Here is an 11,914-nt window from a genome sequence, read left to right as displayed (position 1 = left end):
AGATTAAAAATGAAAAAACAAATATTAACTCTTTCATTAGGATTATTGTCATTAGGATTAATGGCCCAAAAATCTGAGTTAAAAGCCGCTGAGAAAGCAATAAAAAAACAAGACTTTAATAATGCAATCTCAATATTAAACTCTATTGAAGGAGATTTAATGATGAATGGGGAAGATAAGTACAAGTCTAAATTTTATTTCTTAAAAGGTAAAGCTTTTGCAACTAAAAAAGATTATAAGAATGCAGCAGATGCTTTAAATGCTTTATTAGCTATGGGTAAAACCAAGTATGCAAATGAAGCTAAACCATTATTAAATCAAATGGTTCAAGAGGTTTCTAAAAAAGCAATTGACTTATATAATAACAAGAAGGATTATAAAAATGCAGCAGATAATTTTTATTTAACTTATGTTTTAAGTCCTACTGATACTTCTTTTGTATATAATGCAGCAATTTCAGCTTCACAAGCTAAAGATTATGATGCAGCAATGAAGTATTATAAAGAATTAAGAAAGGTTGGTTATACAGGAATTGAAGTAGAATATCTTGCTACTAAAAAGGAAACTGGTAAAGTAGAAAAGTTTGCTTCAAAAAACCAAAGAGATTTAATGGTTAAATCTAAGCAATATATCAAACCAGAAGAAAAAAACTCTGAAGCTAAAACAGCTACTATAGTAAAAAACATAGCTTTAATTTTAAAAGAGCAAGGAAAAACTGATGAAGCTATCGCGGCTTTTAAAGAAGCTAGAAAAACTAATAAAAAAGACTTAAACTTAATCTTAAATGAGGCTCAGTTATATGTTGATATGGGTAAAATGGATAAGTTTGGTGAATTAATGAATGAAGCTGTAGCTCTAGATCCAGAAAATCCAACTTTATATTATAACCTAGGTGTAGTTAACTTTAACCAAGGTAGAATGGAAGAGGCTAGAAAATACTACGAAAAAGCAGTTGAGTTAAAACCAGATTATGGTGATGCTTACATGAACTTAGCAGTAGTAGTTTTAGATAAAGATAAAGCGATTGTTGAGGAAATGAATAAAAATTTATCTAACTTTAAAAAGTATGATGCTTTAGCATTAAAGCAAAAAGAAGTTTATAAAGAAGCTTTACCATACTTAGAAAAAGCAGATGAATTAAATAGAAGTATTGATACTGTTAAAACTTTAATGAATTTATATGAAGTTTTAGAAATGGAAGCTAAGTCTAAAGAATTTAGAGATTTATATAAATCAATGAAATAAAAGAATATTTCATAAATTAAAAACCGAAACTTTTAGTTTCGGTTTTTTTTTCAAAAAAAAATAATATGATTCAGAATATAATAAAAGGAATTAAAGCATATCTAGGAGCTTTTCAATTAATATCTAAATTAAAATTGTGGAAATATTTTACCATTCCCATTATAATAAGTTTACTAACAGCAATTGCAGTTGGAGGCTTTGCTTATGGATTATCGGATAATTTAGGACATTATTTAGCCGATTTTTGGAAATGGGAATTTGGAAAAGAAACGTTTGAAGTAATTAGTACTTTTTTAAGTGGATTATTAATAGTAACAATTGGTTTAGTTTTATATAAACATATTGTAATGGCATTATCAGCTCCTTTTATGAGCCCAGTATCAGAGAAGATAGAAAATTATATGGTGGGAGAAAATCACCAACATAGAAATACTAGTTTTCAAGAACAGTTAATTAGAGGGGTTCGAATAAATATTAGAAACTTTATAAGGGGTATTTTTTTAACAATAATAATTTTACTTTTTGGATTAATACCTGTCATAGGTGTTATTTCTACTGTATTATTGTTCTTAGTACAAGCATACTATGCTGGATTTGGTAATATGGATTATACTTTAGAACGTCATTTTAAATATAAAGAGAGCGTTCGTTTTGTAAAGAAAAATAAAGGATTAGCTATAGGAAATGGAATTGTTTTTACACTTTTTTTATTAATACCTGTAGTTGGCGTATTGTTAGTTTTACCATTATCAGTCACAGCAGCTACTACAGAAACTATTAAAAAAATTCAATTAAAAGAATTACCAGAATAAGTACTTTTGTAAATCAAGAATTAAATCAATGAAAGAGCAGTTTTATACTTATATTCAACAGTTACAAGATACAATTACTTCTAAATTAGAAGAAATTGACGGAGGAGTAAAATTTCAAGAAGACCTTTGGGAAAGAAAAGAAGGAGGAGGAGGTAGAACTCGTGTTATAGAAAATGGAAACATCTTTGAAAAAGGAGGAGTTAATATTTCTAAAGTTTTTGGAGAACTACCAGAAGTTCTAAGAAAGCAATTTGGAGTAGAAAGCGGTAACTTTTTTGCTTGTGGTTTAAGTTTAGTAATCCATCCTAAAAATCCATTTGTACCCACAGTCCATGCCAATTGGCGTTATTTTGAAATGTATGATGAAGAGGGAAATATAGTAACTCAATGGTTTGGAGGAGGACAAGATTTAACACCTTATTATTTGTTTGATGAAGATGCTATTCATTTTCATCAGGTATGTAAACAAGCTTGCGATAAGTATGATCAAAATTTCTATCCAAATTATAAAGAAACTTGTGATAATTATTTCTGGAATACACATAGAAATGAAGCAAGGGGGATAGGAGGTTTGTTTTTTGATTATTTAAAAAAGACTGAAGAGTTTTCAATGCAAGATAGATATGATTTTGTTACAGAAGTAGGAAATAGCTTTTTGAACTCATATATACCAATAGTTGAAAGAAGGAAAGATATAACGTATAATCAGGAGAATAAAGATTGGCAAGAAGTAAGAAGAGGACGCTATGTTGAGTTTAACTTAGTTCATGATAGAGGAACATTGTTTGGTTTAAAAACAAATGGACGTATTGAGAGTATCTTAATGAGTTTGCCACCTACTGTACAATGGAAGTATAATCACCACCCAGAAGAAGGTAGTGAAGAAGAAAGACTTTTAAAAATTTTAGCACAACCTAAAAATTGGGTATAAAACTTAGAAATTATTTAATTATTTTTCTAAGATAAGAGTTCCTAAGTATTGAAAATCAAATGCATTATTGAAAACGCAATAGAACTTTGTATTATTTTGTTTTAATTCAAAAATACATGTATTTGTGATGTATTTTTACGAATAATTCAATTAATAATCCAATTATAGATTTTTTTTATATAAAAAAAGGCAAGAAAATCACTGGTTTTTACTAACTTCGCAAACATTAAAAATATACACTATGGCTAGATACGAATTGAAGTTGCCTAAAATGGGCGAGAGTGTTGCAGAAGCAACTATTACTTCTTGGGTAAAAGAAGTTGGAGAAACGATTGATATTGATGATACCGTAGTTGAAGTAGCTACAGATAAGGTAGATAGTGAAGTGCCTAGTGAAGTAGATGGAACTTTAGTAGAAATATTATTTGATAAAGATTCAGTAGTACAAGTAGGGCAAACAATAGCTATTATAGAAACAGAAGGAGGAGAGGAAGTAATTTCTGAAGCAACTCCTGTAAAAGAAGAAATAAAAGCAGCAGCTGTAGAGGTAGAAAAAACAATAGAAGAGGTAAAAGAAACAATTTCAAGTTCTATTGATACTTCTTCTAGTGATCGTTTTTATTCGCCATTAGTAAAGAGCATTGCTCAAACTGAAGGTATCTCTTTAGAAGAATTAGAAACGGTTCAAGGAACAGGTAAAGATGGACGTGTAACCAAGACTGATATTTTATCTTATATAGAGAATAGAGGAAGTCAACCACAAAAAGTAGCAGAGCCAGTTCAAGAATCAAAACCACAACCAAAAGTTCAATCAGCACCAGTTACTTTAAGTGGAGAAGATGAAATTATAGAAATGAGCCGTATGGGGAAATTAATTTCTAAGCATATGGTAGATTCTATTCAAACATCTGCACATGTACAATCTTTTATTGAAATAGATGTAACTAACATTGTTAATTGGAGAAATAAAGTAAAGAACGCATATCAAAAAAGAGAAGGAGAGAAATTAACATTTACTCCAATCTTTATGCAAGCGGTTGCTCAAACAATAAAAAAACACCCTATGATTAATATTTCTGTAGATGGAGATAAAATCATAAAAAGAGGGAATGTTAATTTAGGTATGGCAGCAGCATTACCTGATGGAAATTTAATTGTACCGGTAATTAAGAATGCAGATCAGTTAAGTTTAGTTGGAATGACTAAGCAAGTAAATGATTTAGCAACTCGTGCTAGAGCAAATAAATTGAAACCAGATGATATCCAAGGAGGAACTTATACTGTAACAAATGTAGGTAGCTTTGGAAGTATTACAGGAACACCAATTATAAACCAACCACAAGTAGCTATTTTAGCTTTAGGAGCAATAGTTAAAAAACCTGCGGTTATAGAAACTCCAGAAGGAGATTTTATTGGAATCCGTCATAAAATGATGGTGTCACATTCATATGATCATAGAGTGGTAAATGGAGCTCTAGGTGGTATGTTTATTAAAACATTAAAAGAAATTTTAGAAGCTTGGGATGCAAATCAAGATTTTTAAAACAATATAATAGTAAATACAAAAGCTCAGGATTTCCTGAGCTTTTTTGTTTTACGTATATTCGTGCTTTAAACTAAAAAATAAAATGAAGAAAATTTTAATTGTACTGTTATTAGGAATAACAGCTGTAGGAATGTCACAAGAGAAAGTATTGTTACGTCTTAACTATAAGAAAGGTGATACTTATAAAATGTCTATGAAAATGAATCAAGACATGGGAGCTGCTTTAATGGACATGGATATGGATATGAACATAAAAGTGACTGATGTTAAAGAAGGAGATTATGTAACTGAGACTAAGTTTACCTATATGTCAACCAAAGTTTTACAAGGTGCTGAGGAAAAGGTGAACTTTAATACAAATATGAAAGAAGGTGAGTTAACCGAAGAGTCTAAGAAGTTTAAAGCACAGATGCAGCCTATGATGGATGCAATGATTTATTCTAGTGTTAGTAAATTAGGAAAATCAAAGTTCTTAAAAGCAGAGCCAACTTTCCCAGGGGCAGATCAGTTATCAAACCAATACAATCAATCGGTAGAGTATCCAGAGGAAAAAGTTGGAGTAGGTTCTACTTGGACTAATACACAAAATAGTGGAGGAGTAGCAATGGAATTAATGTATACTGTTACTGAAATTACTAAAGAAAAAGTTATAGCTAAAATAAAAGGTAAAATGTCAGCAATGCCAACGGCTAAAATAACTGGAACTATTGAGATAATGAAAAGCACAGGAATACCATCTAAGTCAGTTGTAAGCATAGAAATGGATATGATGGGGCAAATGATGAAAACAAAAGCAGAGTCTACTATCGAAAAAATATAATTAGACTGCCTTTTTAAATAAACAAAAACTCAGAATTTCTTCTGAGTTTTTTTGTGTAAACAGTTTTTATTTTTTCTTATAAAACCACCAATTCATATCTCGAGTAATTTTAAATCCTAATTTTTCATATAATTTTATAGCAGGATTTCCTTTGTTGGTATGTAAAATAGGAAGTTTTTTGTCTTTTATTATTTCTTTAGTAACATATGAAGTTAACTGTTTGGCGTACCCTCTTTTTGTATAATTAGGATGTGTAACTACCGCACTTACTTCTATAAAATCATCAGTTTGCATACGTTGCCCAGCAATAGAAACAAGTTGATTATCTTTAAAAATACCAAAATAGTTTCCCATGTCAAAAGTTCTCTTTCTATAATAGCCTGGCATTACTAACCAAACAAGATTATAGATGTCGTCTATATGTTCTTCTGATAAAGGAACTATAGTTTCAGTAAAATCAATATCAGTTAAATTATCTAATATCATTTGACAACCATCAATTTTTTTATCTAAAGAAATATTACAGTCATCATATAAAGGAGTTTTATCTTCTGAGACTAAGAAAAAACTATCTGTTAGTTTAGCGTATTCATTTAAAGCATTAGCAGTTTTATTAGTGTCTAAAAAAGCACCAAAAGGGCAAATTTTAGGATCATAAAATTGAACACCATCAAAATTGATAACAAATTTTTTATGAGTTTCGTTTAATGAATGCCAAACAGGATTCTTAAGCTTATTGTTCATTACAGTAAATATTATTTAAAGCAGATTCTAAGTTAGAAAATTTAAATTCATAAAATTTAGATGTTTTCTGAGAAGAAACTCTACTGCCATTTAATAAAATGTAGGCCATTTCACCTAAAGCTGTTTTTAAAATAAATGAAGGCGCATTCATAGGGAATACAGGTTTTTTTAAAGCTTTTCCTAAAGCTTTCATAAAGTTTTCATTAGTTTGATGTTCAGGAGCTACAGCATTAAAAATTCCATTAAAATTATGGTTGTTTATAGCTTCTAAATAAAGGTGACATAAGTCGGCAACATGAATCCAAGGTAAGTACTGTTTTCCAGTTCCTAAAGCCGATAAAAATATAGGGGTATTCATTTTATGTAAAGCTCCTCTTTTTTGCGTAAGAACAACACCTGTACGTAAAATAGTTATTGGAATTTCTAGTTGCTCAAATTGCTGAGCTGCTTTTTCCCATTTAACACAAATGGAAGAAATAAAATCATTATTGGGTGCGTCTTCTTCATTAAAAATTATATCAGAGGTAATAGCACCATAATAACCGATACCTGATGAAGAAATGAATCCTTTTAAGGGAATCTTATATTCTTTTACTTTTTTAAATAACAGGTTGGCAGATTGTACTCTGCTATCTATTAATTCTTTTTTTCTTTTATTAGTCCAACGTTTATCAGCAATTCCTGCACCTGCAAGATGGATAATATGGGTAACTCCTTCAAAAGCTTTTTTATCAATATGATTTTCAGAAATATTCCAATAAAACTCATTCTTTTTTGTAGGGTTTCTACTAAGAATATTTACTTCAAAGTTATTTTCTTTTAAAATAGCTTGTAAATGTCCTCCAATGAGTCCAGTTCCTCCAGTAATTAAAATTTTATCCATAGAGTAAAAATAAGAAAACCATAATGTTTTAGCATTATGGTTTTACTATAGAATGAAATAAAATTTATTATTTAACTTCCTTCAATGAGTTGTTAATTAATAATTTTAATTGATTTTTATGAGCTTTAGTAGCAATGTTTCCTAAACCGTTTCCAGACCAAGTCTTGATCTTTTTTAGGTTATATAAAGCCATTGCTTTAGCTGCATTAGTATATCTGCTACTTGTTCTTCCTACAACCATTTTTAATAACATTTTAGTGTATTCAGTTTGTAGGTTTTGACGGAACGAGTTTACATTAGTGTATAAATCAGCTTTAAAAATAGCGTTGTTTAAATCAGTCATAAAAGTAGATAACTTGTACTTGTTACCATATAATTCAGAGTCAGAAATTCTTTGTAAAGTATTTCTATGTAATATATGATTTAAAACTCTCTTTTGATATCTTAAAACTTGTGCATGGATTTTTGGGTCTTCTGGTCCTGCAAAGAAGTTGTAACCACGTCTTTGTCTAGCTAAGAAATTATATAAATCTGATGGAGCTTTAAAAGCATTTGGAGCAAAAACATAAGTTTTTAATGCATTCATAGCTCTTTTTTGGTCAGCTAAACTTACTGGAGTATAAGGTTGTGTACCTCCATTTTGTCCAGCCATAGCTCTATCTACATAAACTCCTCCTATGAAACGAGAAATTACTTCACCAGCTCTAGCAGCTTGACCATTTAAAATATAATAAGCATTTCTTAGTTCCTCATATGTTTCTCCATCTTTAGAAAATCTATTCTTAATATTTAGCATCATTTTATTAGCTAACTTAATTCTATCAACAGAATAGGTAATTTGATCATTAGATAAATCACCAGTCATAACTCGTGGATCAATAGCTTTACCTGCAGAACGCATATCATCAGCATCATTACCAAAAATTAATTCAGGTTGTGTAGATTTAGCTAATAAAGTTTTCATTTCTGAATCATTTTTAAATGGAGTATATCCAAATTGGATTGCCCAAATATCATAAGGTCCAACAGCAGTATCGTAGTATTGACCTTGCTTTGTTCTATCTAAAGTTAAATTGATAGCAGCATAATCCATTACAGAACCAGTTAAACATTTTCCTTTGATAAAATCAGCATCAGCTAATTGAGCAGGAGAAAATAACTGACTAGCTTTCATGTTGTGGTTTAATCCTAAAGTATGACCAACCTCATGCATAATTAAAGACTTCATAGCCTCTCTTTTCATTCCTTCCATTTCTAAATCAGAAGCACCAGTAGCAGCTAAAACAGTCTTTCCAAACATTGTATTTTCATGCATTAAATGTCCAGCTGAACAATACATGTGGTTATCTTTTTTAGAGAAAATATTATGAGCTTCCTCTTCTGAAGAAGCTTTTGATACTTCTCCAAAAATTTTATCATACTGAACTCTATTAGTAAAGTGAACATATTCTAACATAATATCAGCTCCTAAAATTTCCCCAGTTCTAGGATTCACAAAACTAGGTCCGTAACCTCCAAATGGTGGGTTAGGAGAAGAAGTCCAACGTAAAACATTATAACGAACATCACCAGCATCCCAGTCAGCATCATTAGGTTGAACTTTTACAACCATTGCATTTTTGAATCCAGCTTTTTCAAAAGCTTCATTCCAAGCTAATACTCCTTCTTTAATAGTTTCAATAAATTCAACAGGAGTAGAGTTTTCAATCCACCAAGTAATTGGTTCAACAGGCTCTGAAATTGCTAATTCTGGATTCTTTTTAATTAATTTCCAACGGTGAATAAAATCTCTGTAGTTTACAGCTTCTGTAGATGTCATGTCATTAGTAGAGGTTAAGAAATAACCAACTCTAGGATCATCCATTCTTACTGTGTAATCGTCTTTTGGCATATTCATAAAAGTGTGAAAAACTTTTATAGAAACATACCTACCATCAGTTATAGCATTAGAACCACCGTTTAAAACAGAAGGATTGTTGTAAGTGTATTCTGTTTTAATATTTGTGTTTTCAGGATAGTTTTTGATGCTGTTTATTTTAGATTTCTTTTTATCGAATCTTCCTAATTTGAAGGCAAAAGGAGAGCTTTTAGGAAAACGAGGCATTTTAACTCTAGTCAATGCTTCTGATAAAAACAAATCGTTAGCATTAATTAAATATTCCCCTTTTTTATCGTCTGAAGCTAATATTTTAGTACTTGCAACAACAGCATTACTAATGTTTGCGTTAGCAGATTTTGATAAAGCATTATTTTTGTCAAAATAAAAAGAAGTATTAGGTGCTACAAATTCAATTTTATTGAAATATTTTTTAATATTAAAAATACTAGAACCTCTATAAGAACCTCTAAAAGCTCTTGCCTCTGTTACACCATCGGCTATTTGAGAGAAGTAAATGTAATCTTTATTAAGCTGATCTTTTTTTAATAATAACTTAATGTCACCTGTTACTGTATCTTGATAAATAGGGAATAAACCGTCTATTTTTTTGCTACTTTTAGTTAAGTCAGCAATAGTTTTCTTTTTTTTCTTTTTCTTCTTTTTTGAAGGGATTTCAGTTTTGCTTTTTCCTTTCTTTTTTCTTCTTTTTTGAGCATTTATATCATTGATACCCAAAACAGCAAGCGTTAAAAAAAGCGAACATACTATCCTTAATTTTCTGTTAAGCATGTTTAAATTATTTAAGTTATGATTTAATATGGAAAGTTAGTACTAGTTATTTTTCTGAGATGTTAATAATATGGTAAAATTGAAAGAGAATTTCTTAAAAAACTATCTTTCTTTTTTATTTTCTTCACATAATTGAACAATTGCTTCAAGTCTTTTAAGACGTGTAGTTTCCCTTTTCGCTTGATTGAGCCAATATAAATATCCTTTTTTGTAAGATTTAGCAAAGTTTTGGTAGTTTTCAAAAGCAGTTGGATTTTGGTCAAATCTAATTTGTAAATCGTTAGGGATAACTAAATTTTCAACATCATCTAAAGCAGTCCAAGAACCATTCTTTTTAGCAGTTTCAACTTTTCTAATTCCAGAGGTATGCATCAAATTTAAGTCAGTTAATTCCTTAATGTATTTTTTATTTACAGCACTCCAAATACTTTTATCTTTTCTTGGACAAAAATATTGTTGTCTTTTTCCATCTCCTAAACTTTTTACTGTAGAATCTATCCAGCCAAAGCATAAAGCAACTTTAACAGCTTCTTCCCAACGCATACTTGGTATTTGAGTATCAACTTTATATAAAATTAGATGTATTCCTGTGCTTTTATCGTGGTTTTCTAATAGCCATTTTCGCCATTCTGTGTCAGTTTTAAAATAGTGTTGTGGTATACTTTTGGCCATTATTTTCGTATAATTTTTGAAGGAAAAGTAATTAAACTTTCATATCCATTTTTACCTACGGCAGCAATACCAAAAAAATAGTTATCTATAACAATACCATCTAAAGTAAATTCATTTAAATCGTTAACATATCTACTGTAGTCCCATGTAGGAGAAGTGGTGTCTCTCCAATAAATTTTATAACCTCTTGCATCTTCAACTTTGTCCCATTTAAGTTTTACTGAAGCTTCAACAATTCCTCCTATACTAACATTTTTTGGAGCCGTTGGAGCAGAAGCAATACTAGCTAAATTGATAGCGTTTACAGCAGTTAATTTTTTAGCATAATCAAAATTTACAAATTTTAATTTGTCACCATATTCAATTCCATTTTCGATTCTAATATCTTGGTGTTGTTGAGTATAGTTTTCATGGGCTTCCATAATTCTTACTCCTGCAAATCCAATATCATTAAAAGGACGGTGATGACCACCACGCCCAAATCTGTCTAAGCGATAAATCATTTTTGGATTCATTTCTGGCATATACGTTTTAGTAGTTTTATGAATATAACGGGCTAACTGACGAGAAATACCATCTACTTCACCACCATAAAAACGTCTAGATCTTCTTTGTCTTTCTGTTTCAGTAGGAGGGGTCGGTTCAGAAAAAATTCTAAAAGTTCTATTATCAATAACTCCATCAACTCCTTTAATGTTTCCAATCATATCATTATTAATTACACCAATAATATTCCAGTTGTTATTTTTAGCAAAGTTTGCAAAGCCTTTACCACCAAACAATCCTTGTTCCTCTCCTGATAACCCAAGGTAAATAATACTATTTTCAAATTTACATTTACTTAAAACTCTTGCTGCTTCTATTGTTCCAGCAATACCAGAAGCATTATCATTTGCTCCTGGAGCATCATCAGTAAAATTATTAGGATCGGATACTCTAGAATCAATATCACCGCTCATAATAATATAATTATTAGGATTTTTAGTTCCCTTTTGAACTGCTACTACATTTACTACCCAAACATCTCTAAGTATTCTTTTATTTGTTCCTTTGGTAACTAGATCTTTTTGATAATAAACATCTAAACAATTATTACAATTTCTAGAAATATTTTCAAACTCTGATTTTATCCAACGCCTTGCAGCTCCAATTCCTCTTGTGTTAGATATAGTGTCACTTAGGGTATGTCGAGTTCCAAAGTTTGCAAGTTTAGTTATATCTTTTTCAATTCTTTTAGCAGAAATAGAATCTATAATATCGTAGATATTTTGGTTAGTTTGACTATATAAATTAAAAGCTAAAAAAGAACAAAATAGGAGAGTAGTTAATTTTCTCATTTTTTTAAGATTTAGACATCTAAAATACGAAAGAATGTAAATAAAGGAGTGTTTACAGATTTTCTTTAACGCTTTTGAGATATATGTTTAATTTAAAACTAGAAGTTTTAGAGAAAAGCTTAAAGAAAATTATTTGAATTTAATATTAAGCATAGGTTATTGTATTTTAAATAAGGAGATGATAAGATAACAATAATTTAAAATGTTAAGATATTGATTTTTAGGTTTTGTGGTTTGTTTTTTTGTTACATTCGCA

General features: G+C 29.9%; 10 protein-coding genes. 5 read left to right on the top strand and 5 right to left on the bottom strand.

What is annotated here, in order from left to right; translation table 11 throughout:
• The first annotated feature begins 9 nt into the window (after positions 1–9).
• The 5 genes from MHN29_RS07955 (at position 10) to MHN29_RS07935 (ending at position 5,354) form a co-directional block, all read left to right on the top strand.
• Complete coding sequence (locus MHN29_RS07955; RefSeq protein ID WP_235273983.1) at positions 10–1,245, top strand: tetratricopeptide repeat protein; 1,236 nt, start codon at positions 10–12, stop codon at positions 1,243–1,245.
• 65 nt (positions 1,246–1,310) lie between these two features.
• Positions 1,311–2,057, top strand: a complete 747-nt coding sequence (locus MHN29_RS07950; protein ID WP_235273982.1) for an EI24 domain-containing protein — start codon at positions 1,311–1,313, stop codon at positions 2,055–2,057.
• 28 nt (positions 2,058–2,085) lie between these two features.
• Positions 2,086–2,988 carry an oxygen-dependent coproporphyrinogen oxidase gene (gene hemF / locus MHN29_RS07945; RefSeq protein ID WP_235273981.1) on the top strand — a complete coding sequence of 301 codons (903 nt, stop codon included), beginning with the start codon at positions 2,086–2,088 and terminating at the stop codon, positions 2,986–2,988.
• 241 nt (positions 2,989–3,229) lie between these two features.
• Positions 3,230–4,531, top strand: coding sequence for a dihydrolipoamide acetyltransferase family protein (locus MHN29_RS07940; protein WP_235273980.1), 1,302 nt, complete (start codon positions 3,230–3,232; stop codon positions 4,529–4,531).
• Positions 4,532–4,616: 85 nt separating this feature from the next.
• Positions 4,617–5,354 carry a hypothetical protein gene (locus MHN29_RS07935; RefSeq protein ID WP_235273979.1) on the top strand — a complete coding sequence of 246 codons (738 nt, stop codon included), beginning with the start codon at positions 4,617–4,619 and terminating at the stop codon, positions 5,352–5,354.
• Between the two features lie 66 nt (positions 5,355–5,420).
• Here the strand turns inward: MHN29_RS07935 and MHN29_RS07930 are convergent, their stop codons facing one another.
• From MHN29_RS07930 to MHN29_RS07910, 5 genes are all read right to left on the bottom strand, one after another.
• Entirely contained in the window at positions 5,421–6,098 is a 678-nt protein-coding gene (locus MHN29_RS07930) for a GNAT family N-acetyltransferase (RefSeq protein WP_235273978.1), read from the bottom strand.
• Entirely contained in the window at positions 6,088–6,981 is an 894-nt protein-coding gene (locus MHN29_RS07925) for a TIGR01777 family oxidoreductase (RefSeq protein ID WP_235273977.1), read from the bottom strand. The genes MHN29_RS07930 and MHN29_RS07925 overlap by 11 nt, the downstream gene beginning before the upstream one ends.
• Before the next feature lie 67 nt (positions 6,982–7,048).
• Complete coding sequence (locus MHN29_RS07920; RefSeq protein ID WP_235273976.1) at positions 7,049–9,649, bottom strand: zinc-dependent metalloprotease; 2,601 nt, start codon at positions 9,647–9,649, stop codon at positions 7,049–7,051.
• A gap of 102 nt (positions 9,650–9,751) precedes the next feature.
• Positions 9,752–10,321 carry a YdeI family protein gene (locus MHN29_RS07915; protein ID WP_235273975.1) on the bottom strand — a complete coding sequence of 190 codons (570 nt, stop codon included), beginning with the start codon at positions 10,319–10,321 and terminating at the stop codon, positions 9,752–9,754.
• Positions 10,321–11,658, bottom strand: coding sequence for a M28 family peptidase (locus tag MHN29_RS07910; protein WP_235273974.1), 1,338 nt, complete (start codon positions 11,656–11,658; stop codon positions 10,321–10,323). Before MHN29_RS07910 ends, MHN29_RS07915 begins: the two co-directional genes overlap by 1 nt.
• Between the last annotated feature and the right edge of the window lie 256 nt (positions 11,659–11,914).

Origin of the sequence: Tenacibaculum sp. Cn5-46, from assembly GCF_022347705.1 — a bacterium.
GTDB lineage: Bacteria > Bacteroidota > Bacteroidia > Flavobacteriales > Flavobacteriaceae > Polaribacter > Polaribacter aiptasiae.
Note: the sequence above shows the minus strand (reverse complement) of the source record. Positions and strands in the feature narration are given on the sequence as shown.

Bases quoted from the DNA above. Each gene is read 5' to 3' on its own strand.
- MHN29_RS07915 (WP_235273975.1), bottom strand. From the start codon at position 10,321: ATGGCCAAAAGTATACCACAACACTATTTTAAAACTGACACAGAATGG.
- MHN29_RS07920 (WP_235273976.1), bottom strand. From the start codon at position 9,649: ATGCTTAACAGAAAATTAAGGATAGTATGTTCGCTTTTTTTAACGCTT.
- MHN29_RS07950 (WP_235273982.1), top strand. From the start codon at position 1,311: ATGATTCAGAATATAATAAAAGGAATTAAAGCATATCTAGGAGCTTTT.
- hemF (WP_235273981.1), top strand. From the start codon at position 2,086: ATGAAAGAGCAGTTTTATACTTATATTCAACAGTTACAAGATACAATT.
- MHN29_RS07930 (WP_235273978.1), bottom strand. From the start codon at position 6,098: ATGAACAATAAGCTTAAGAATCCTGTTTGGCATTCATTAAACGAAACT.
- MHN29_RS07935 (WP_235273979.1), top strand. From the start codon at position 4,617: ATGAAGAAAATTTTAATTGTACTGTTATTAGGAATAACAGCTGTAGGA.
- MHN29_RS07910 (WP_235273974.1), bottom strand. From the start codon at position 11,658: ATGAGAAAATTAACTACTCTCCTATTTTGTTCTTTTTTAGCTTTTAAT.
- MHN29_RS07925 (WP_235273977.1), bottom strand. From the start codon at position 6,981: ATGGATAAAATTTTAATTACTGGAGGAACTGGACTCATTGGAGGACAT.
- MHN29_RS07940 (WP_235273980.1), top strand. From the start codon at position 3,230: ATGGCTAGATACGAATTGAAGTTGCCTAAAATGGGCGAGAGTGTTGCA.
- MHN29_RS07955 (WP_235273983.1), top strand. From the start codon at position 10: ATGAAAAAACAAATATTAACTCTTTCATTAGGATTATTGTCATTAGGA.